The 24696-nt window shown below is 40.0% G+C and carries 16 protein-coding genes, 1 CRISPR repeat array and 1 riboswitch; of the genes, 3 read left to right on the forward strand and 13 right to left on the reverse strand.

Annotated elements, in window-relative coordinates:
- Positions 1–10 precede the first annotated feature (10 nt).
- Together A6B40_RS02135 and A6B40_RS02140 are read right to left on the reverse strand one after the other, a co-directional pair.
- Positions 11–763 carry an SDR family oxidoreductase gene (locus A6B40_RS02135; protein ID WP_176671416.1) on the reverse strand — a complete coding sequence of 251 codons (753 nt, stop codon included), beginning with the start codon at positions 761–763 and terminating at the stop codon, positions 11–13.
- 234 nt (positions 764–997) lie between these two features.
- Positions 998–2536 (reverse strand): Na+/H+ antiporter NhaC family protein, encoded by a 1539-nt coding sequence (locus tag A6B40_RS02140; protein ID WP_176671417.1) that lies wholly within the window; start codon positions 2534–2536, stop codon positions 998–1000.
- A gap of 122 nt (positions 2537–2658) precedes the next feature.
- Positions 2659–2828, reverse strand: a riboswitch (Lysine riboswitch).
- A 140-nt stretch (positions 2829–2968) separates the two neighbouring features.
- Here A6B40_RS02140 and A6B40_RS02145 point away from each other — a divergent pair.
- Complete coding sequence (locus A6B40_RS02145) at positions 2969–3388, forward strand: H-NS family histone-like protein (protein ID WP_112111064.1); 420 nt, start codon at positions 2969–2971, stop codon at positions 3386–3388.
- A 71-nt stretch (positions 3389–3459) separates the two neighbouring features.
- A complete protein-coding gene (purU, locus tag A6B40_RS02150) occupies positions 3460–4296 on the forward strand; it encodes a formyltetrahydrofolate deformylase (protein ID WP_176671418.1) in 837 nt (278 codons plus the stop codon).
- Positions 4297–4322: 26 nt separating this feature from the next.
- Here the strand turns inward: purU and A6B40_RS02155 are convergent, their stop codons facing one another.
- Positions 4323–4955, reverse strand: a complete 633-nt coding sequence (locus tag A6B40_RS02155; protein WP_176671419.1) for a SanA/YdcF family protein — start codon at positions 4953–4955, stop codon at positions 4323–4325.
- 262 nt (positions 4956–5217) lie between these two features.
- Between A6B40_RS02155 and metX the strand changes: the two genes are divergently transcribed.
- Positions 5218–6291 (forward strand): homoserine O-acetyltransferase MetX, encoded by a 1074-nt coding sequence (gene metX, locus A6B40_RS02160; RefSeq protein WP_025247817.1) that lies wholly within the window; start codon positions 5218–5220, stop codon positions 6289–6291.
- An 81-nt stretch (positions 6292–6372) separates the two neighbouring features.
- Here metX and lysS read toward each other — a convergent pair whose 3' ends face one another.
- The 10 genes from lysS to tamB form a co-directional block, all read right to left on the reverse strand.
- Entirely contained in the window at positions 6373–7875 is a 1503-nt protein-coding gene (lysS, locus tag A6B40_RS02165) for a lysine--tRNA ligase (RefSeq protein WP_025217472.1), read from the reverse strand.
- Between the two features lie 148 nt (positions 7876–8023).
- Entirely contained in the window at positions 8024–9499 is a 1476-nt protein-coding gene (gene rng / locus A6B40_RS02170) for a ribonuclease G (RefSeq protein ID WP_025217473.1), read from the reverse strand.
- Between the two features lie 96 nt (positions 9500–9595).
- Positions 9596–10289: direct repeats of the CRISPR family, unit length 32 nt; unit sequence GTTTCAACTCACAGCTACGCGAAGGTAGCTGC.
- A gap of 276 nt (positions 10290–10565) precedes the next feature.
- Entirely contained in the window at positions 10566–12998 is a 2433-nt protein-coding gene (gene gyrB, locus A6B40_RS02175) for a DNA topoisomerase (ATP-hydrolyzing) subunit B (protein WP_176671420.1), read from the reverse strand.
- A gap of 171 nt (positions 12999–13169) precedes the next feature.
- Entirely contained in the window at positions 13170–14045 is an 876-nt protein-coding gene (ubiA, locus tag A6B40_RS02180; RefSeq protein ID WP_176671421.1) for a 4-hydroxybenzoate octaprenyltransferase, read from the reverse strand.
- A complete protein-coding gene (locus A6B40_RS02185) occupies positions 14038–14799 on the reverse strand; it encodes a DeoR/GlpR family transcriptional regulator (protein ID WP_025217476.1) in 762 nt (253 codons plus the stop codon). Before A6B40_RS02185 ends, ubiA begins: the two co-directional genes overlap by 8 nt.
- Positions 14800–14865: 66 nt before the next feature.
- Positions 14866–16233 (reverse strand): adenylosuccinate lyase, encoded by a 1368-nt coding sequence (gene purB / locus A6B40_RS02190; protein WP_176671422.1) that lies wholly within the window; start codon positions 16231–16233, stop codon positions 14866–14868.
- A 33-nt stretch (positions 16234–16266) separates the two neighbouring features.
- On the reverse strand, positions 16267–16896 hold the full coding sequence (gene hflD, locus A6B40_RS02195; protein WP_176671423.1) for a high frequency lysogenization protein HflD: 630 nt from the start codon (positions 16894–16896) through the stop codon (positions 16267–16269).
- A gap of 116 nt (positions 16897–17012) precedes the next feature.
- Positions 17013–18680, reverse strand: coding sequence for a heme ABC transporter ATP-binding protein/permease CydC (gene cydC / locus A6B40_RS02200; protein WP_176671424.1), 1668 nt, complete (start codon positions 18678–18680; stop codon positions 17013–17015).
- The gene (gene cydD / locus A6B40_RS02205; RefSeq protein ID WP_176672306.1) at positions 18680–20446 is read right to left on the reverse strand and encodes a heme ABC transporter permease/ATP-binding protein CydD; all 1767 of its coding nucleotides are present in this window, start codon (positions 20444–20446) and stop codon (positions 18680–18682) included. Before cydD ends, cydC begins: the two co-directional genes overlap by 1 nt.
- A 102-nt stretch (positions 20447–20548) precedes the next feature.
- The gene (tamB, locus tag A6B40_RS02210; RefSeq protein WP_418887715.1) at positions 20549–24649 is read right to left on the reverse strand and encodes an autotransporter assembly complex protein TamB; all 4101 of its coding nucleotides are present in this window, start codon (positions 24647–24649) and stop codon (positions 20549–20551) included.
- Positions 24650–24696: the final 47 nt, after the last annotated feature.

Raw genomic sequence — 24696 nt, forward strand, 5'->3', positions numbered from 1 at the left:
GGGTATTAAATTATAAATTTCTAGCCACATTCAAGGCTGCCGAAGATTGTGCCACCGGCATTATCTCCACTCGGTTGATATTAACGTGTTCAGGCTGTTGATTGAGCCATAACACGATATTCGCCACGTCTTCAGGGCGGACAAATTCCACGTTTTCGTAGATTTTAGCCACTTTTTCGTCATCACCTTTAAAGCGGACGTTGGAAAATTCCGTGCCACCGCATAGCCCCGGCTCAACGTTGGAAACTCGCACTTTGGTGCCGGCTAAATCGGAGCGTAAATTGAGGCTAAATTGCTTCACAAACGCTTTGGTGCCGCCATAAACATTGCCGCCCGGGTAAGGATAAGTACCAGCAATCGAGCCAATATTAATAATATGCCCCGAATTGCGTTCAACCATTTGCGGCAGCACAAGACGTGTCATTGTGACTAAGCCTTTGATGTTGGTGTCGATCATCTGATACCAATCGTTCAAATCCACTTTGTGGGCAGGTTCTAAGCCTAACGCCAACCCTGCGTTATTTACTAATAAATCAACCTGTTGCCAATCTTGAGGAAGGCTTTCCAATGCAGTTTTTACAGCTTGTGGGTCTTGAATATCAAATGCAAGCGGTCGAAAATGCTCGCCAAATTGCAAATGCAATTCCGCCAAACGCTCTGCTCGTCTGCCTGTACCAATCACTTTATAGCCAGATTGAATCAATAATTTACAAATGGCTAACCCAAAGCCTGCAGTTGCTCCAGTCACTAATGCTGTTTTCATTTTCTTCTCCCAAAATACAAATGTACTATTATAGTAGTACAAAATTCAAAAATTGCAAGAAATAATATAGCCTATAAACGAAAAAAGCGTACCATAAAGGTACGCTAAATACATAGGAGGATCTTATTTTAAGATTTATATAACACAACATTCGATATCCATATCTCAAGCTGTATTCTATACCATAAATAAATTTAATTCTGTGACTCCCTTCACATTTTTAGAAATGAGCCTTTATTTTTTCTGCTTTTTTGCTTTAAAGATTAAAATTAAGGCTGCCATCACAGCAGATGTTGTTACAAATCCTAATAAAGCAGATTGTGTGAAACCTACCACTAAGTATCCAACAATAGAGGCAGCAGCAACCAATAACGCATAAGGTAATTGTGAAATAACGTGATCCATATGGTTACATTGAGCTCCTGTCGAAGACAAGATAGTAGTATCTGATACTGGCGAACAGTGGTCTCCGCATACTGCTCCTGCCATAACTGCCGATAAGCAAGGAATGATTAATGCAGGCTCAGAATGAACCGCCATTGCAGCACCAATTGGTAACATGATACCGAACGTTCCCCAACTTGTACCTGTTGAGAATGCCATAAATGCGGCTAATACAAATAAAATTGCTGGTAAGAAACCTGCTGCAATATGCTCGCTCACTAAGCCTGATAAATATTTACCTGTTTGCATATCGCTTACTACGCCATTAATTGTCCACGCAAAGAATAAAATGGTAATTGCACCAGACATCATTTTTACACCTAAACCATAGGCACGGACGTAATTTTTTAGTGAAATATGACCGCTTGCCATAATGCAAATGGTGGCAACAATCAGTGCTGCAATCCCACCTGCCACTAACGAAATACCTACCGTGGTATTCTCAAAAGCCCCTAAAATTGAAAACGGTGTGTTTGATTCTGCTAATGCATCAGCACCGGTTTTAATCATCATCGCAACCGTAACCACAATTAAAGCAATAATCGGGAATACTAAATTACGCATACGACCTTTGACCTCAATAGTTTCTTCCTCTACTTCAGCTAAATGTTCAGCTTGGCGCTCAAAACGAGTCATTGGGCCAATATCAAATGAAAAATAAGCCACAAAGAATACCATAATCATTGCAAAAATTGCATAAAAATTCATCGCACTCATTGTCATGAATGCTCCAAGGGGTGAATAATCTGTAATTGAATGCGTTGCTAACAAACCAGCAATTAAAGTAATAATATAAGCGCCCCAACTTGAAATTGGCATTAATACGCACATTGGCGCGGCGGTTGAATCAAGAATATAAGCTAATTTTGCACGAGAAACGTGGAATTTATCCGTTACAGGTCGAGCAATAGCCCCTACAGCTAAACTGTGGAAATAGTCATCAATAAAGGTAAAAAATACTAAGCCTGCTGCCATTAATTTTGCACCACGCTTGCCTTTTATTCTTTTCTGAGCCCAATTCGCAAAGGCTTGGTTACTTCCTGAAATACTTAATAAAGAAGTTAATACACCTAATAAAATAAGGAATAGAATAATATTCACATTATTCGTATTTAACCCCTCTTCAGAACCTTTATAAACTAATGAAACAACGCTATTTTTAATATAAGTTAAAGCATCGAGAAAACTACTATTAGTAAGCATAAAGGCGCCAAAAACAATACCAATGCTCAAGGAAACTATCACTTTACGCGTCACAATCGCCAAAATTAAGGCAATTAAAGCTGGTAACACAGACCAAAGTGAAGTGGAATAATCAACTAGATTCATAAAACCTCTAAAATGACTTTGTATAATTTGTATATATAAGAATAACAGCCAAACAAGAGACGTACTGAGATATTTACAAAAGTAAATATGAAGGAAGGAAATATGAAAAACTTAAAACCCACCCTAACAGTAGCACTCCGTAGCATTTACTACGACAGTGTCGTTTCTTTCGATAACGACCCCAACCAATTAAGATGACGCCTAATTGATTTCGGCAAATTCACCTTTCCTTTTCCTTCATCGTTTTCCACTCAGAAAAAATACTTATTGAATTTGCACCTCTACAAGTTGTAGGACCACGTAAAGATAACATGAATATTAGAAGATATAAAGCCCTCTTTTTATTTATATTTATTTACCTTAAATATATTTTAAGATATTATAAAAAAGAAGAAAATTCATCCATTATCAACCCCCATTTAGGAGAAGAAAATGTCAGATTTAAAAAGTCTTTTAAATATTCGTACCTTACGTGCATTAGCTAAAGATTTAGCTCTTGAGCAATTAAGAACAATTGCTGAAAAATTAGATACTATTATTGCTGAAAAAGAAGAAGAAATTAGAAAAGAAGAGCAAGAAAGAGCAAAGCAATTAGAAAGTTTAAATAAATATACTGAAATGTTAAAGCAGGATGGGCTTTCTATTGATGAATTAGCTCAATTATTAGCTGATAAAGTAATTAAAGGTCGTAAAACGGCGAAAGCACGTAAAACTGTAGCCCCTCGCCCTGCTAAATATAAATTCGTTGATGCAGAAGGTAATGAGAAAACTTGGACTGGTCAGGGCAGAACACCTAAGGCGTTGCAAAAGGCACTTGATAAAGGTAAAAAATTAGAAGATTTTGCTATTTAATTTTTATTTAAATAGAGATGAGATATAAGAGAACTCTATTGAGTTCTCTTATTTTTATAATAGGAAATGAAATGATTGAACATAAAATATTATTAACTGAATGCCCTGATGATACAGGCTTAGTCGCAAAAATCACCAATATTTGTTACAAACACCAATTAAATATTATTAAGAATTCTGAATTTGTTGATAACGAAACAAAACGTTTTTTTATGCGTACAGAATTAAATGGTATTTTTAACGACAATACATTATTAGCTGATTTAGAATTTACTTTGCCTGAGGGTTCTATTTATAAATTATTACCAAAACAGAGAAAACGTATTATTATTTTAGTTACCAAAGAAGCACACTGTTTAGGTGATTTATTGATGAAAAACTATTACGGTGGATTAGATGTAGAAATTGCTGCTGTAATTGGTAATCACGATACATTAAAGGAATTAGCGGAACGCTTTGATGTACCATTCCACTTAGTTAGCCATGAAAATCTAACGCGTGTTGAACATGATAAATTATTAGCAGATAAAATTGATGAATATGCTCCAGATTATATTGTATTAGCTAAATATATGCGTGTACTTAACCCAGAATTTGTAGCACGTTATCCAAATCGTGTTGTAAATATCCACCATTCTTTCTTACCCGCATTTATTGGGGCTAAGCCATATCAACGTGCATATGAGCGTGGAGTAAAAATTATTGGTGCAACTGCTCATTTTGTAAATGATGAATTAGATGAAGGTCCAATCATTATGCAAAATGTGATCAATGTGGATCACACTTATACCGCAGAAGCAATGATGCGTGCAGGGCGAGATGTAGAAAAAACCGTTCTCAGCCAAGCATTAGAATTAGTCCTTTCTGATAAAGTCTTCGTATATAAAAATAAAACGATTATTTTATAAAACAGATAGCCAGTCATTAAAACTGGCTATTTTTCTTTAGAAGGAATATCTTCCAATGTTTCAGGAGTTTTACCCACTAACAAATTAAATACCATTACCGCTCTAGCTAAAATCTCCCTCAATCTTACTTGATAAGCCCCTTCAGGATATTTCGCTGCATAGCAAATCGCATCAATATTTTTAAATTTAGCAATAAATAATGCTCTTTCACAATGAAACTTCTGCGACACAATTGTAAAAGGAGGTAATTTATAAACTTCAGTTGCTCTTATAATCGAATCAAAAGTGGTATAGCCTGCATAATCTTGCTTAATTTGTCGCTGAGGAACCCCCATTTTCAGTAAATCATTGGTCATTGTTTTAGGTTCATTATAATACGGAGTTTTATTATCACCACTCAGTAAAAGTAAATCTACTTTTTCACTTTGCACTAATTGTTTTGCTGCATCCAGTCGATACTTATAATACCTATTAATCACATCTTTTGAATAAAATTTAGCTGTACCTAATACAACCGCATATTCACGATGAGGTAATTTCTTAACATCAGTATAAATTTTATCACGAATAATATAGCTTGTTATTGCATCTACTGCTAACAAGCCTAAAATAAGTAATAATACTAGTACAGATAGGCATTTAAATACTTTTATAACCATCCGATTAATACGCTGAAATAATAACAATATAACTCACTCTCTTCTAAATTTCTACATACTCTAATGTATGCTAATTATCCCTTCAAAGACAAGAAAAATAACTAAAATGTTCAATAAATCTTTCTTATTTTTAGCCGTTTAAAAATCTAGACGTTTAGACGTCTAAAATTTCTTGACAATTAAAAGGAACATCGCTAATTTATAACCATTACAACAATAACAAGCGGTCAAAAAAGCTGATTTTTTTGCAAATAAGGATTCTATGGCTCAGCATATCACTCTTTTTAGGGAAACGCCTTTATCCCTTTCATTAGGCGGCGAACTTTCCCCTATTAACGTGGCTTACCAAACTTACGGCGTATTAAATGCAGATAAAAGCAATGCTGTTTTAATCTGCCATGCCCTGACTGGCGATGCAGAACCTTATTATGACACCGCAACAGAGAAAGGTTGGTGGCAAGATTTTATCGGTAAAGGTTTAGCCTTTGATACCGAAAAATATTTCTTTATTTGCAGCAATGTTTTGGGAGGGTGCAAAGGCACAACAGGCCCTGCCTCAATTAATCCGAAAACAAATAAACCTTATGGCAGCCAATTTCCAATTATTACAGTTCAAGATATCGTTAATGTACAAAAAGCCTTAATTGATTACTTAGAAATTCCGACTCTCCACGCCGTTATTGGTGGTTCTTTTGGTGGAATGCAAGCCACACAATGGGGAATAAGCTACCCTGATAAGGTGCGTAATATCATTAATCTTTGCTCATCACTCACATTAAGTGCGGAAGCTATCGGTTTTAACCACGTTATGCGCCAGGCAATTATTAACGATCCATACTTTAACAATGGTGATTATTATGATGGTATTGCACCCGATAATGGCTTAAAAATCGCAAGAATGTTAGGAATGCTAACCTACCGTACCGATATGCAATTAGCCAAAGCCTTTGGACGAGAAACCAAGCAACAAGGGCAAATTTGGGGCGACCATTTCCAAGTGGAATCTTACTTAAGCTATCAAGGCACTAAATTTTTAGGTCGCTTTGATGCCAATACCTACTTACGTTTATTGCGTGCATTAGACTTATACGACCCTGCACTTGGATATGAAAATGAAGAAGCTGCGTTAAAACGTATTAAAGCCAATTATGTGTTTATAACGGTAACCAGCGATCAGCTTTTCAAGCAAGTTGATGTATATAAAAGTAAACAAAAATTAGAACAAGCGGGAGTAAATTTAGATTTTCACGAATTTCACTCTGATTTCGGGCATGATGCTTTTTTAGTCGATTACGATTTCTTCGAACCAATGATTAGAAAAGGGCTGGAAAAGTAATTTGCATTTTTTACAATAAAAACGACCGCTTGTCATTGTAAAAAGCACACCGAAGTGTGCTTTTTGTCATTTTACATTTTATTATTTCTGACGCATTGCAGGGAATAAAATCACATCACGAATTGACGGAGCGTTAGCAAAAATCATTGCTAAGCGGTCAATCCCTAAACCTTCACCTGCTGTTGGCGGTAGGCCGTGTTCAAGGGCAACCACGAAATCTTCATCTTTAAACATCGCTTCATCATCGCCTGCATCTTTCGCAGCCACTTGAGCATCAAAACGCTCCGCTTGGTCTTCTGCATCATTTAATTCTGAGAAGCCGTTACCGATTTCACGACCGCCAATGAATAACTCGAAGCGATCTGTCACTTCCGGATTTTCATCATTACGGCGAGCAAGCGGTGAAATTTCCGCAGGATGTGCCATTAAGAACGTCGGCTGAATTAACTGGTGTTCTGCCACTTCTTCAAAAATCGCATTAATCACCGAGCCTAAGCCCCACGATTTTTGAATTTCAATGCCTAAACCTTTCGCAATTTCCACCGATTTTTCAAAGCTGTCTAAATCTTCACGCTTAATGCCGTTGCCGTATTTCACAATCGCATCGTGCATTGTGATACGCTCAAATGGCTTGCCGAAATCAAATACGTATTCACCGTAAGGCACGTCAGTTGTGCCAAGAATATCCAAGGCTAACTGGCGTAATAGCTCTTCGGTGTTATCCATTAAATCGTGATAATCCGCATAGGCTTGATAGTATTCGATCATCGTAAATTCAGGGTTGTGACGAACAGAAACGCCCTCATTACGGAAGTTACGGTTTAACTCAAACACACGCTCAAAACCACCCACAACCAAACGTTTTAAGTAAAGTTCAGGAGCGATACGCAAATACATATCCACGTCTAACGCATTGTGGTGAGTCACGAATGGTTTTGCTGCTGCACCGCCCGGGATCACTTGTAACATTGGGGTTTCTACTTCGATAAAATCTCTCTCTAGGAAGAATTTGCGAATGCCTGACACCACTTGTGAGCGAATCATAAAGGTACGGCGAGATTCTTCGTTAGAAATTAAATCTAAATAACGCTGACGATAGCGAGTTTCTAGGTCGGTTAAGCCGTGGTGTTTATCCGGCAATGGACGCAACGCTTTAGTTAAAAGCTGAACTTCAGAACAACGAACGGTTAATTCACCAGTTTTGGTTTTGAATAATGTGCCTTCCACGCCGATAATATCGCCCAAATCCCAAAGGCTCACTTTTTCTTCATAAACGCTTTCCGCCAAATTATCACGAGCCACGTAAAGCTGAATAGCACCACTGACATCTTGAATAGTAAAGAAAGAAGCTTTGCCCATCACTCGTTTTAGCATAATACGGCCAGCAACTTTCACTTGAATATTTTGTTCTTTTAATGCTTCGCCTTCTACTTCATCATATTGAGCATGCAAATCTTTTGCTAACGCATTACGGCGGAAGGTATTTGGAAAAGCGTTACCCTGCTCACGAATTTTAGTTAATTTTTCACGACGGGCTAACATTTCCCCATTAAGATCTAATTCTTGATTTTCTACTGCAGACATTGAATTACCTTAGATTTCAAAATTTGGATAAATAAAACTGAGCGATTATACGTTATTTTAGGCAATTTTGGTAGGAAACAAGCGGTCATATTTTTGATAAATTTTGCAAAAAAAGATTGAGGTTAAATACTCTCAATCTTACTGTTCATTACATTACCACTACATCAAATTGTTCTTGATGATAATACGGCTCAACTTTTATCTCAATTTTTGCCCCAATAAAGGCTTGAAGTTCTGCTAACATTGCGTGGCTTTCTTCATTAATTAAGTAATCCGCTACCTCTTTAGATGCATAAACATGCATTTTCTCTGCTTTGAATAGATGATGAACTCGCACAATCTCACGCATAATTTCATAGCTGACTGTTTCAACCGTTTTCACCGTGCCACGCCCTTGACACTCAGGACAATCACAGCAAAGAATGCGTTCTAAACTTTCACGCGTACGCTTACGTGTCATTTCAACTAAACCAAGTTGGGTAAAGCCGTTTACATTAGTTTTAACTCGGTCGCCTTTTAATGCGTTTTGTAACGACTGTAACACCAAATTGCGATGTTCTTCCTCTTGCATATCAATAAAATCGATAATGATAATGCCACCTAAATTACGCAATTGTAGCTGATGCGCAATTACCTGCGTTGCTTCAATATTCGTATTAAAAATGGTATGAGCAAGGTTTCGATGCCCAACAAAAGCCCCTGTATTGATGTCAATCGTTGTCATCGCTTCAGTCTGTTCAATAATCAGATAACCGCCGGATTTTAAATTTACTCGCTTATTGAGTGCTTTCTGAATGGATTCTTCTACGCCATAAGCATCAAATAAGGTTTTTGCTCCGGTGTATAAACTCACAGAGTTTGTGAGCTCTGGCATAAACTCAGTTAAAAACTCTTTGACTTGCTCACAGGTTATTTTTGAATCTATCCAAACTGCATTTATATGTGTACCGATAAAATCTCTTAACACCCGTTGAGCCAATGCCAATTCACCATAAAGCATTGATTTAGCAGGATACTTCGTCTTACGTTCCAACACTTTACGCCATAAACGTTTTAAAAATGCTACATCTTGCTTTAAACTTTCTTCATGTGCCTCTTCCGCTGCAGTACGAACTATAAAGCCCCCGAGCTCATCACAATAAGGCTCAACCAATGCTTTCAGACGTTCACGTTCCGTCTCACTTTCAATACGCTGTGAAACGCCAACGTGGCTATTTTCAGGCATAAAAACCAAATAACGAGAAGGCAAGGTGATATCAGTAGTTAGCCTCGCACCTTTTGTGCCAATCGGATCTTTTACCACTTGAACAACAATGTCTTGCCCTTCACGCACTAACTCTGAAATATCTTTTACTACAAACTGCTTTTTCTCATTTTCATCAACACATTCAGTATGAGAAACAATATCGGAGGCGTGCAAAAAAGCCGCTTTTTCTAAACCAATATCCACAAAAGCAGATTGCATTCCGGGCAATACTCGAGTTACACGCCCTTTGTAAATATTCCCCACAATGCCACGTTTGGCCTCACGCTCAATATGCAACTCTTTTAATAGCCCATTTTCAACCAACGCAACCCTTGTTTCACTTGGAGTAACATTGACTAATAATTCTGTACTACTCATTTTGAAAATCCTTAGTGATTCATTTCAATGAAGTGTAACATTTTGGATAGAAAAACAAAAATCCTTGTTTTATTTTAGAAGGGGTAGAAATAGGAAATTTTAAGTTACAGCTACGCGAAGGTAGCTGCAAAATCTTGCTCCGGTCTCTCTTTACTTAAAGTGTTTCAACTCACAGCTACACGAAGGTAGCTGCGTTTTACGCCATACTTTTGCCAGCCATTTTATGATGTTTCAACTCACAGCTACACTAAGGTAGCTGCCCGTCCGGTTACCGCAAAAGAGGCAAAAGTCATCGTTTCAACTCACAGCTGCACGAAGGTAGCTGCAGCTTGTAAAGATCGCATTTGTGCATTTGCGTAGTTTCAACTCACAGCTACACGAAGGTAGCTGCTTTGTGCCGCCCATATCAACAGTTTGTCTAGTTTGTTTCAACTCACAGCTACGCGAAGGTAGCTGCTCGAAAGTATAGATTTCAGCTCTCAAATTGAGGTTGTTTCAACTCACAGCTACGCGAAGGTAGCTGCCATTGCGTGAGATTGTCGGCGGCACGGATGCGGAGTTTCAACTCACAGCTACGCGAAGGTAGCTGCCGGTCTTACTAAGGTCTTCCACGAACTCACCTTTGTTTCAACTCACAGCTACGCGAAGGTAGCTGCATGGATTTTCGTTTTCCGGAACTTGCCAGCCGCGGTTTCAACTCACAGCTACGCGAAGGTAGCTGCAACGCGTGGTGACGTATATCGTCGTCCTCATTAGGGGTTTCAACTCACAGCTACGCGAAGGTAGCTGCTCCCTATATAAGAAATCATTGTGCTACAAGGCCTATTAGTACCATTTTCGCTAAGCTCTTATACAACGAGTTGCTCTAGTATAACAGAATCAGAATTATTTAAGGTGAAATTTATAACATATTGATTATAAAAGAATAAGTAAAATCGCTAACCTACTACAATTTTAATGAGAACTATAGGTTAGCGAACCCATATATTACAATAGTGTTTGTAGGATACTTAGATAATTTTCATAAAAAATCCTCTATTTCTCAATAGAGGATCTCAATTTTAAACTACACATCAATCTGGGCATATAACGCATTAGTCTCGATGAAATCACGGCGTGGTTCAACTTCATCGCCCATTAAGGTGCTGAAAAGTTTGTCGGCAGCGATAGCATCGGTAATGTTTACCTGCAACATTTTGCGAGCAACCGGATCCATTGTGGTTTCCCATAATTGCTCCGGATTCATCTCGCCTAATCCTTTATAGCGTTGAATGGTTAAGCCTTTGCGAGACTCTTTCACCAACCAATCCAAGGCTTCGGCAAAGCTGCTGATTTCTTGACGGCGTTCACCACGCACAACGTAGGCAGAATCAGTGAGTAAGTCGTTCAACTCGTTGCCAAGTGCCACAATGCGAGCGTATTCATTGCTGCTGATAAAGTTATAATCGATGCGGTAAGTGGTGTCCATTCCGTGCGTAGTTACCACAATTTCCGGCTCGTAAATTTGACGTTCGGTGTTAAATTCAACGCTTGCACGGTAGAAACTGCCACTCACTTCTTTTTCCATTAATTTCGCTACAAATGCCTCGCTCCAAACGGTGACATTTGCTTCATTTTTTGCAAATTCCACCGAAAGCGGTTTGGAGTAAATCAATTCATTCAACAATAACGTTGGGTAACGACGATTTAAACGTTCAATCAATTTTTGCACGTTGTTGTATTGCGAAATCAGGTTCTCTAACGCTACGCCGCTCAACGCAGGTGCATCTTCGCTGACGTATAATCCTGCCCCTTCTAACGCAATGTCGATTTCATATTGCGACATTTCATCGTTATCTTGAATATAACGCTCTTGTTTGCCTTTTTTCACTTTGTAAAGCGGCGGTTGAGCGATATAAATGTAGCCGTTTTCGATCAACTCTGGCATTTGACGATAGAAGAAAGTCAATAGCAACGTACGAATGTGAGCACCGTCCACGTCCGCATCGGTCATAATAATGATTTTGTGATAACGCAATTTTTCGATATTGTAATCATCACGCCCAATGCCTGTGCCAAGTGCGGTGATGAGCGTTGCCACTTCTTGCGAAGAGAGCATTTTGTCGAAACGCGCTTTCTCTACGTTCAAGATTTTCCCTTTTAACGGTAAAATCGCTTGGTTTTTACGGTCACGACCTTGCTTCGCCGAGCCACCCGCAGAGTCACCCTCCACTAAGTAAAGCTCAGATAATGCCGGATCTTTTTCCTGACAATCCGCTAATTTACCCGGCAAGCCGCCTAAATCTAACGCCCCTTTGCGGCGTGTCATTTCACGGGCTTTGCGAGCCGCTTCTCTGGCACGAGCGGCATCAATAATTTTGGTCACAATATTTTTTGCATCGTCCGGGTTTTCCGCCAAGTAATCCGCTAAGGCTTCGTTCATTGAACTTTCCACTGCCCCACGCACTTCAGAAGAAACCAGTTTATCTTTAGTTTGTGATGAAAATTTTGGATCCGGCACTTTCACCGAAATCACAGCTACCAAGCCCTCACGAGCATCATCGCCTGAAGCATCAATGTTGGCGTCAGCTTTTTTCAGCACACCGCTGTTATCCATATAGTTTTTCAAGGCACGAGTTAATGCCCCACGGAAACCAGCCAAGTGCGTGCCGCCATCACGTTGTGGAATGTTGTTAGTGAAGCAGTACACGTTTTCGTTGTAGCTGTCGTTCCATTGCAATGAAATTTCCACCCCAATGCCGTCTTTCTCGGTCGAAAGATAGAATGGCGTGTTGTGAATGTGAGTTTTGCCTTCGTTTAAATATTCCACGTAGGCTTTAATACCGCCCTCGTATTTAAAATGCTCTTCTTTGCCGTCACGCTCGTCAATTAATTTGATCGATACGCCGGAGTTTAAGAATGACAACTCACGCAAGCGTTTTGAAAGGATTTTGTATTCAAATTCAGTTTTGTTTTTGAAGATGTCTAAACTTGGCCAGAAGCGAACCGAGGTTCCGGTTTTTTGCGTGTCACCAATCACCGCTAATGGAGCGTCAGCTTCGCCAAGGCTATAGAACTGCTCGTGCACGTGGCCTTCTCGGCGAATGGTCAACTGCAATTTAGAGGAAAGTGCGTTTACAACCGACACACCCACACCGTGTAAACCGCCCGATACTTTATAAGAGTTATCGTCAAATTTACCGCCGGCGTGAAGAACGGTCATAATTACTTCAGCCGCAGAAACGCCCTCTTCAGGGTGAATGCCGACCGGAATTCCACGTCCGTCATCTTGCACGGAAACCGAGTTATCCGAATGAATGGTAACAATAATGTCTTTACAATGTCCGGCTAATGCTTCGTCAATCGCATTATCCACCACCTCAAATACCATATGGTGCAAACCCGTGCCGTCATCGGTGTCACCGATGTACATCCCCGGGCGTTTACGTACCGCATCTAAGCCTCGTAACACCTTAATACTGGAAGAATCATAACTGGTTAGTTGAGTTTGTTCAGACATTGTTATTCCTACTAATTTAAAATCAAAAAAATTATGCCGATTATAGCAGAAAAATGCGAGAAAGTATCGTAAAACAAGCGGTTAAATTTCAGTGGAGATTTGCAAACTTCCTCTTAAATTTAACCGCTTGTAGAGAATAAATCAGGGCTAAAAGCTTTAGCCTCTACTGTATCAGAAATAAATCCCAACTAAAATCGCAATAAATACGCCTAAGCCAAAATAGTGGTTATTTAAAAAGGCTTTAAAGCACTCGCTGCGCTCTCGTTTCTTGGTAAGCCAACATTGATAGATAAACAGTGTTGCACTTAGTGCTAATACAATGAAATAGCCAATATTATATTCTTGTACAACACCAACTAAGCTCAATAATATCAAGGTAATAAACTGTAAGAGTGCGATGATTTTATTATCATATTGAGCGAATAAAATCGCGGTAGATTTTACCCCAATTCGCAAATCATCATCACGATCGACCATTGCATATTGGGTATCATAAGCGACCGTCCATGCAAGGTTAGCCAAAAAGAGTAACCAGCATTCGAATGGAAGAGCTTCACTTACCGCACCAAATGCCATTGGAATTGACCAACCAAACGCCATTCCTAAAACCACTTGTGGCAAATGAGTAAAGCGTTTCATAAAGGGATAAATCACCGCTAAAAATACTGCAACAAACGACAACAAAAAGGCATATCGATTTAACATTAAATCAAGCAAAAAGGCGAACAGCAGCAACACAGCAAAAATAATTTTTGCCTCTGTCGTAGTTACCCTGCCAGTTGCAAGTGGGCGTTGTGATGTGCGTTTAACGTGTCCGTCAATCTCTCTATCGGCATAATCATTAATTACACAACCTGCTGCACGCATTACAATTACGCCAAGTGTAAAAATCAGCAAAATAGAAACCGGAGGCATTCCGTCGGCCGCCACAAATAACGCCCATAACGTTGGATGAAGCAATAATAGTGTGCCAATGGGCTTATCGAAGCGCATTAATTGAGCGTATGCCGTCCATTTTTGTTTAGAGAAAAAACTGCCTTTATTCATTACAAATTTTAACGATAACGTCTGATTGACTTAAATGAGTTTGTAATTCTAACGGCAAATCAGTATCTGTAAACAAATAATTTACTTCTTTAACATTTCCTAAGCGCACAATCGCATTACGGCTGAATTTTGAGTGGTCAGTAACCAATAGAACCTGTCTAGAACACTCCATTAAGGCTCTTTTCACTTGAACTTCGTGATAATCATAATCCAACATTGATCCATCTAAATCCACTGCGCTGATACCTAAAATACCAAAATCTAAACGGAATTGATTGATAAAACGTACTGTTTCTTCGCCAATTAATCCGCCATCGCTTCGTAAATGCCCCCCTGCAACGGTAATTTGACAATCCGGATTTTTCATTAAAATATGTGCTGCATTCAAATTATTCGTTACTACTATTAAATTTTTATGCGAAAGTAGTGCCAATGCAACCGCTTCTGATGTTGTACCAATATCTAAAAATAAAGATGCTCCGTTTGGAATAAGCTTTGCGACTTGTTGAGCAATTGCATTTTTTTCTTGAGAGAAAAACTGTTTGCGATGCGTATAATCACTATTTTCAGTATTAGAGGGAGCTGCTGCACCACCGTGATGACGACGAATGAGATTATTCTCTGCCATCTCATTTAAATCACGACGAATTGTTTGTGGGCTAACATTCATTTGAGCTACTAGCTCTTCCGTGCTGACATAACCTAGCAGATTAACAAGATCAATAATCCTTTTATGTCTATTTGCCTGTTTCATATTATTTCCTTTGCAAAAAACGATCAGAAAAAGACCGCTTACAAGCGGTCTTTTTTTAATTAAATTTTACAATTTATCAACGAGCTCGACAGCATAACCGATATAGGTTGCCGGAGCCATCTCTTTTAAGCGAGCTTTTTCGTGCTCTGGAATGTCGAGCTTCTCGATAAACTCACGCATTGCGGCTTCATCTACTCGTTTGCCACGCGTTAATTCTTTCAATTTTTCGTACGGTTTTTCGATACCGTAACGACGCATCACCGTTTGAATTGGCTCAGCAAGCACTTCCCAGTTTTGGTTGAGTTCATCACGTAAATGCTGCTCGTTCACCTCTAATTTGCTAATGCCTTTCAAGGTTGAGGTATAAGCAATTAACGCATAGCCTAAACCTACGCCTAAATTACGCAATACAGTGGAGTCTGTTAGATCACGCTGCCAACGGGAAATCGGCAATTTTTGCCCTAAGTGAGCCATTACCGCATTCGCCAAGCCTAAGTTACCTTCTGAGTTTTCAAAGTCAATCGGGTTCACTTTGTGCGGCATTGTGCTTGAGCCGATTTCGCCGGCAACTGTACGTTGTTTGAAGTGATTTAACGCAATGTAGCCCCACATATCACGGTCAAAGTCGATGATGATTGTATTGAAACGTGCCACACAATCAAAGAATTCAGCGATATAGTCGTGCGGTTCAATTTGCGTAGTGTACGGATTCCAAGTAACACCTAAAGATTCCACAAATTCTTGGCTGAAAGTGTGCCAATCAATTTCAGGATATGCCGATAAATGGGCGTTGTAGTTGCCCACTGCTCCGTTGATTTTGGCTAAAATCTCTAAATTTTCTAACTGTTTATATTGACGTTGTAAACGGTAGGCAACGTTTGCCATCTCTTTACCGATGGTTGTTGGGCTTGCCGGCTGACCATGGGTGCGAGAAAGTAACGGAATGCTTTGGTAGCGTTTCGCTAATTCCACAATCGCATCAATCAATTTTTTCCATTCAGGTAATAGCACTTCTGCACGAGCCGTTTTTAGCATTAAGGCGTGCGAAGTATTATTGATGTCTTCCGAAGTACACGCAAAATGGATAAATTCGCTCACCGCTTGTAGTTCTGGCAAGGCTTCACATTTTTCTTTTAGGAAATATTCCACTGCTTTCACATCGTGGTTGGTAGTGCGCTCAATCGTTTTAATACAATTGGCATCTTCTAACGAGAAATTAGCCACAATTTGATTTAGGTAATCGTTTGCTTTTTCTGAAAAAGCTGGAACTTCCTTAATTTGTGCGTGAGATGCCAATTTTTGTAACCAACGAACCTCAACCTCTACACGGAATTTTAATAATCCGAATTCACTGAAAACCGGACGAAGGCTAGACACTTTGTCTTGATAACGTCCATCAATTGGGGATAACGCAGTTAAAGCAGTAAGTTCCATTGTTTAATGTTCTCCAAAATAATAAATGTTCGATTAAATTTGACGATAAAGCTGTTGAGCTTGGTTGAAAATTTTCTTGCGTGAAAATAAAAACTGCCAACGACTACCACCCACTTGTTGCCATAAAATTGCCGCCCGAATACCGGCAAGCAAGGAAGCTCTAATTTTATGTTGAATATCAGGGCGAACCAAGTAATCTTGCATTCCCATCACGTGAATTTTCGTGCCTAATGGGCTGATAATATCGCTGTAAATTGCGGCTAAATTGGCAATCATCTGATCAGCTAAAACATCATCTTCATATAATGGCAATTGGCGTTCAATTTGTTGCAAACGTTGAGCCAGTTGCTGCTTGGCTTCTGGATTTTTATCTAATTTTTGGCTGAGGGCAATCAGGCTTATCCAATAACGCCCGACTTCAGTATCTAACTTACCATTGCCACCACCTGTTTGAGATAACGCCGTTTCCAACCCCATTTGGATATGGGAAAGGTCATCGCCAAATACACTTAGCGTGGATTCAGGCTGAGTAACTAATAAGCTACGGATAGATTGTCTAAACGCATTTCTATCAGCCGTGCCTTTATGTGCAAATTGCTGTACTAAATTCGCCGCTTGGCATACGCCTGCATACGCAATGGTAATATCGTGATAATCTGCCATTTTATAAAATCAGTCTTTATTTCGAAATTGAAGGGAAATATAGCATTTTTTAGCACTGTTTTGAATGCTAAAAGGCATTTATCGAGAGAAAAAAGATAAATGCTTTTGGGCTTAACTTAATTCAACAACCTTCCACTATCCATTCGATAAAATACATCAAATTTATCTAAGCCGCTTTGCCTGTGGGTAATCATCAGCAATGTTCTTTCTGCACAGTGGGTTAGAATGAGATTTAAGATCTGCTGCTCGGTTTCACGATCTAGCCCTTCGGTTGGTTCATCTAGTAACACTAATTCGGCTGAACTTAATAGCAAACGGGCAAGCCCTAAACGGCGTTGTTCACCGCCGGAAAGCGGTCTTCCGCCTTCGCCGAGCCAAAGTTTTAATCCTTCGATTTCGAGTAAGTAACCTAAACCCACTTTTTGAACGACGTCGATCATCTGTTCATCGGTCGCAGTTGCATTGCCCATTAATAAATTATCTTTGAGTGTTTGGCTAAAAATATGCACTCGTTGACTAAGTGTAACTAATTTTGAGCGTAACGTTTGTTCCGGAAAATCTTCAATTTTGCAATTATTTAACCAAATTTGACCGCTTGCTGGGTCATAATTGCGGTTTAATAATTGGAAAATGGTTGATTTTCCGCTCCCTGTTTTACCCAAAATCGCAACCTTTTGCCCTTTTAATACTTCAAAAGAGAGATTATTTAATACCTGCTGCTCACCATTCAAATACGCAAAATCCACATTTTCAAAACGTACAAGCGGTTGATTTTGGCTCAAAGTTTGCCATTTTGCCGAACCGTTAAATTGCACATTGGGCTGCTGTTCAGTTATTTCATTAATACGTTCTGCCGCAGTAATCACTTGCCCTAAATGTAAAAACGCAATGCCGATTGGCGTAAGTATTTCAGCCGATGCCATTACACAGAAAACCACTAACGCTATTAAGGCTTCAGGATATTTCGCTGTTGGTACATTAATTGCAGTGGAAGCTAAATAGATCACAACACAAGTTAAAATACCGTTTGAAAGCATTAATAAGCCGCTTGAAAGTCCGGAAAGTCGGCTTTCCTGACCTTGTGCATTCAGCCACTCTCGCTCGGTATGTTGTAATTTCTCAGCCGCTTGGCGTAAATTGCCGAACAGCAAAAATTCCGCATTCAGTTGCACCCACTCAATAAATTGGCTGCGGTAATTGGCTCGACTTTGCACCGCCTTTTTGCCGAGCTTCAGCCCTAGTCGATAAAAAACCGCAGGAATAATCAGCAGCAACGCCAACAGCGTGCCACAAATAATCAGCATTAACGGTACAGAAACAAACGACAACCCGATTGCCATAAAAGTGATGATCATCACCGCACTGACAAAAGGAGAAATCAGGTTAAGATAAAGGGTATCGAGCGTGTCTACATCTGCCACTAAACGGTTCAACAATTCACTATTTCTGAAACGATTTAGACCGCTTGGGCTAAGTGGAATCAGTTTTTTAAATACCGTCACACGCAAGTTCGCCAACACTCGGAAGGTGGCATCGTGCGTAACCAATTTTTCAAAATAGCGTGAAGCGGTGCGGAAAATCGCCAAGCCCCTTACGCCACCTGCTGGGTAGAAAAAGTTAAAAATGATCGCATTGGCGGCTAAAAAGGAAGCCGCTAAGAACCAGCCGGATAAACTCAACAAGCCAATGCTGGCAGCCAAGCCTAAAATTGCCAGTACAATACCTAATAACAAACGCCCGAAATGCGTTTGGTAGAGAGAAAAGAATGGGAACAGCGATTTCATTAGATTTCTCCCTGATGTACTAATTCATTACGTAATAATTCGGCGAAAAAGCCTGTGTGCTCCAGCTCGGCGAAGCTACCCTGCTGAATAATCTGCCCCTGTTTCATCACCCAAATTTCATCGCATTTGGCTAAATCTTCCACGCGGTGGGTGATCATCAAGGTGGTTTGCTCACGGCTTAAATGGTGCAAGGCTTCCAATACTTGCTGTTCGGATTCCATATCGAGGCTGGCAGTCGGCTCATCAAGCAGCAACAATTCATAACGGCGTAACAACGCACGGGCAATCGCAATTCGCTGAGCCTGCCCGCCCGAAATGCCGATATTGCTGTCTTGCACTTGGTGTTCTAAACCTAAGCGGCTCACAAATTCGTCCGCTTTTGATAAACGTAAGGCTTCAGCAATTTCGGCTTCAGTAGCCGTTGCGTTGCCCAGCAAAATATTCTCTTTGAGGCTGCCACGCATTAACTGCGGATTTTGCCCTACCCACGCCAATTTGGCTCGCCATTCGGTTAAATTCAGCTCACGCAATTCCACACCGTTAATTTTAACCGAGCCTTCATACGGCAAAAAGCCGAGTAACATATTCATTAATGAAGTTTTGCCAGCCCCGCTCTGCCCCACCAAAGCAATATGTTGATTGGCATTTAGCTTGAAATTCAACGGTTGAGTAAGGGCTTTGCCTTGCGGAGAAAGGATCACACACGCATTAGCTTCAATCACAAGCGGTTGATTTTCCATTGATTTTTGCAAATGGCTGCGTTGCGTTTTAACCTCTTCGTTTAAAAATTTTTCGATGCTGTCCGCCGCCCCAATCGCCGCCGCTTTGTCGTGATAAAACACGCCAAGCTCTCGCATCGGCTGATAAAATTCCGGAGCAAGCATTAAGCAGAAAAAGCCAATAAACAGTGAAACGCCGGTGCCGTAATAGCCGAAATCCAGCTCACCTAAAAAGATAAAGCCGAAATACACCGCCATCACCGCAATGGATACAGAAGTAAAAAACTCTAACACCGCAGACGACAAAAACGCCATTTTCAACACATCCATCGTACTGGTGCGGAAATCTTCCGTGCTTTGGTAAATTTGCTCGGTTTGCTTTTCCGCCTGTCCAAACAAACGAATAGTTTCCAAGCCTTTCAACTTATCTAAGAATTGTCCGCTGATACGGGAAAGAATACCGATATTGCGTTGATTAGCCTCCACCGCTTTCAGCCCGGCTAAAATCATAAATAGTGGTAATAAAGGCATTGTTGCCAATAAAATCAATCCTGCCGCCCAGTTAGTTGGGAAAACAAAACAGAGAATAACCAACGGCACAAGTAACGATAAAAACTGCTGTGGCAAATAGCGAGCATAGAAATTGTGTAGATTTTCCACCTGTTCTAACATCAACGCAGCCCAACTACCAGCTGGTTTTTGCTGAATCGTCATTGGCCCGACTGCTTCCATTTTCGCTAAAATCTGCTCACGCAAATGTAAACGCAACGTTTGCCCTGCTTTGAAACCAACCCGTTCACGCATAAAAATTACACAAGCACGAATAGCAAAACAGAGGAATAGCAACCCGATTTCCGTCAGAAACATGCTCGGGCTTTGTTTCTGCACAATCATTTTATGCAACATTGTCGCCAGCAGCCACATTTGAGCAATCATCGCGAGGCTACCAATCAGCCCCAGCAGAACATTTAAATGCATATATTTTTTGATGACCTTCTGCTGACTTTTAAGCCATTTTTGTAGTTCCCGTTGGCGTTGTTTTTCCATAATTTGTAAATTTTTTGACGTTTCTGACCGCTTGTAAATGAAAGTAGCCATTCTACTATAAAGCAAAAAGGTTGTTAACGCTCTGATTAACAACCTTTTGAATTAGAATAGTTTATCAAACTGGAAGCGGTACATTAAATCTACCGCTTGGTTTACGTTGGAAACCCATTGTAAATAGAGTCTTGGGGTTAAATTGTATCGCAATGTGAGTTCGGTTAAAGGGGCGAATACGCCTACACCATATTTCACTCGGAAACGAGGTGATAGACTAGCACTAAATTCCACTTTAGTGTTATCACCAATACCTGCGGTACTCACGCTTAAATCCTTTAGGCCAAAGGCACTGCCAACATCACCCACTAACTTACTACTTTTTGATAAGCTCATGCTCAACAAGGCAGCAGCCACCGCATTGCTCGAACCTGCATCACCACTGCTTTCAAGAGATCGTCCTGTTAAGATATAAGAGAGAGCTTCATTTTGCGACATCGCAGGATCTGAGAACACTTTCACGTTTGGTGCATCAGCCAAGCCTGTTACTCGTACTCCTGCGGTAATAGTTGGATCTTCCATGGCATCTGGGTTTCTCACTGCTTCAATGTCTAAATATGGCTGTGAAGGCGAGCCTGCGAAGCTGATATTACCTTTACGGATCAATAAGTCTTGCCCATAAGCGGCAAAACGCCCTTCATCTAAGCGAACCTGCCCGTAAAGCCCTAGCCCCTGTTTTCCTTGACGTACCGAAAGCAATCCATTTAGATTACTATTCAAACCGTATGCTTTGAGCTTAACATCGTTGCCAATGTTAATTTTAATATCCGCATCAATTGCCATTCCGCCTGCTGTTTGAGTTGGAATATTTCTCTGATTAAATGGCACTTTATTTCTTGCAGAGCCATCCATAATCACTTCATCGCCACTTACGCTCACCGCTTGTTCTGGTAATTGTTCTACCTCAATTCTTGCCCACGGCACATCAATATTACCGCTCAAGGTTAAAAGTGTAGAGGTTGCCACAACTTGAATATCAGGACTAATTTCTACTCTCGCTAAGTTCGGGATATCCACTCTGAAACGATTTGCTTGAGCGTGAACTCTGGTTTTCCACGCATTAATATTTCGCCAGTCAGCGTCACCTTCTAAGCGTAGCTCACTCTCTTTTGTTTGAAGCTTACCGTTTAGTGTAGAAGTTGCGCCGTGAAAGTTCATCGCTAAATTACCACCTGTTACATCAAATGGCATCGTAACAGAACGTGCTTTTAAGCCTGTTAAATTCAAGGTTCCGTGTAACAATGGCGAGGTTGCTTGACCACTTACCGTTAAACGAGCATTAATTCTGCCATCAACAACATCACCTCGCTCAAGCAGTGGGTGAATGAGCTTTAAGGTTAATTGGTCAATATTAATATTACCCGATAGCGTTCTCGCATTATTTAAATCTCGCATCACAATATCGGTAGTTAGTGTGCCATTATTTTCAACTCTTAAATTCGATTTAAGGGCTAAATTGTTATCTGACATTTTCAAATTAATTTTTAACGGCGAAACCGTAAGCGGAAAGGTTTTTCCGCCTCCCATTTTCTGCACAAATTTGATGGAATTGGAAGTTAGATCCAAATTAACCTGTGACTGTTTATTTTTAAACCATGCCGCATCGCCTTTGGCATTCACAATCCCTGAAATCTGGCTGGTATTATCAAGATAATCTTGCAACACTGCTAAGTTAAAATTGTGAATATCGAAAGGGACTTTCCCTTCTTGCCCTGCATTAAATGCCGCTGGGAAGCAGAGATGAACTTTCGGATTTTGCCAGCAGTGGGCAGATACATTGGCATTAATCGCCTTGTTGTCATATTTCACATTAACAGCTTTGTTCGTTTTGAATCTGCCAAACTCGGTGGATTGAATCGCCACTTGGCTTAACTGCCCTTCCCAAATCTGTTGCAAGCGGTCAAATTTTCCGGAAATTTGCAAATCTGCTCCAGCCGGATTACCTTTTGAGGTTAATTTCAAGCTATGGTTTGCTTCATTTCCTTTTGCCAATAAGGTAGCACTTTCTACTTTAATGTCATTATAGGCAAATTGGCGTAGCCCTAATTCCACATCACCTTGAATGGTCTGCTCGGTCGTAATTTTGCCTTTTGCGGTTAAATGTTGGAGTTTGAATTGTTCATAGCTCACATTGGAAGCAACTAAATCTAAATCCACATTGGGCTCAGCAAGTTTACCTGATAATTTCACATTACCATTTATACCCGCTTTTAAATTCGGCACTAAACCTTGTAAATTTGGGGCTTTGATGTCGGCATAAAAGTCTGATTTTTCGCCTAAAAGCCCTTTTAGATCAATTTTATTTTCGCCATAAACCAGCGATAACCCTGGCACATCTAAAAGTTGTTGATTGTTAGCGTTTAAATTCCCTGTTAATTGCAGATTTTTTTTGTGCAGTGAGCCTTTAATATCAATATTTGAAACATCTGCCTTCCAATCTGCCCCCGTGTTACCACGCCCCGCATAACCTTGAGTAGAAAGAGAGCCTGATAATACCGCAGCCCAATCTGCTACCAAGGCTTTAGTATTAATATTGTTTAGCTTAAATCTTGAATTCCATTCAACCCCTTCTGTCCAATCAATTAGACCCGCCAGTTGAGCATTTCCTTCCAACGTATTTAGCAATAAATCATGGATATTAAAATGCGTTAATTCGCCATTACCTTTTAAATCCGCAGCGCTTAACGGAATGCCCATTCCTTTAGCGCTAACTTTTGCAGCTAAATTGTAAGCAAGTGGACTACCATTTAAGTGAATATCAATATTCTCTAAAGTTAAAACATCATCACCTGCTTGTGGAGCGAAAGGATACTTCGCTGATTCACTTTTCAGCATCAGATCAAAAGGAACCTTTGGCGTTGCAAGTTCAATGTGACCATCTAAGGTCGCTTTAATTGCTCCTTCAGTTTTTACATTGAGCATTGTCTTATTATACAACTCGCCTGAAAGCGTAGCATCAATATGGCTAAAGGGTAATTTCACTTTAGCATCTTTTACCTCAACGCCTTCTAACTGCCAATTTAATGGATAATTATCTTTAAGGGAAAGTGTACCTGTTGCAGTGAGATCGCCTTGATCACTTTTAAAATCCAAGCGTTGCAAAGTTACTAGCTCATCTTTCGCCTGTGCTTGAAGCTGTAAAGCATTGACGTTAATGAGTGAAATCGGCTCAACTAAGTTGCCTTTTTCATCTTGTGCTTTTTGAGCAACTGAAACATTGGCAATATCAATCTGCTCAATGGTTAAATCTAAGGGTAAAGAAAGGCGGATATCTTTATTTAAGATCGGTTGCTCTAACTGAGCTTTAATTTCTGCCCAATCCACTTTATTATGCGGCTGTTGCTCGGCTTCTGCGGTGGTTTTGCCTTGTAATTGATGAAATTCTTCCACCACTTTTTCAGCGGTTTTTTCTACCGCTTCTTGGACAACCTGATCCACAGCTTCTTGTGCATTAGCCGGATTTCTCGTTACTGCCACTTTTGCATTTTCTGCATCAGAATCGACCGCTTGTGGTTCTAGCTCTTCCTCCACTTTTAAAGCTAATAGCAGCTTTAAGCCATCTAAGGTGGTAGGATTAACAATAACCTCGCGCCCTTTGCCAGAAATTGAAGTAGTAAAATGATTGAGATGAATATCCATATCATCAACGCTGACATCAATATTCTCTAATGTGATATTTTTCGCAGAAATGCCGAGCGGTAAATTTAGCTCAGTAAAAGGTGTGTTATCTTCTTTTTCTTGAGAAGGCGGAAGCTTCCTTGTATCAATAACAACTTTGGTATCCTTCACATTAAAATGGTTTAGGCAAACCTCGTACTTAATCAAACAATTAAAATCAATGTGTAAGTCTGCCTTGCCGACTTGCATATTAACGCCATCAGTAATGAATTGCGTATCAAAAAGTTGTAAACCATCTTGAATGCTGCCTTCAACTTTTCCAATTTGCAAAGGTTCAACGAATTGATCAACCCATTGAACGGTTTTACGCTGCCCAACGCCTGTGCACAAAAATAAAATAAGTACCAAGAGCAGTATTGAAAAAATGCAAATACCCCATTTCAAGAAACGCCATTTTGATTTAAGTTTCTTGTGAGTTTTTTCTTGTTGAGCTTGAATTTCTTGACTATCTATTATTTCTTTTTTTTCATTCATCATTTTGAATATTTACTGCGTAATAAAATCATCATTGGTAAAATTTT

Origin of the sequence: Mannheimia varigena, assembly GCF_013377235.1 — a bacterium.
GTDB classification, from domain to species: domain Bacteria; phylum Pseudomonadota; class Gammaproteobacteria; order Enterobacterales; family Pasteurellaceae; genus Mannheimia; species Mannheimia varigena.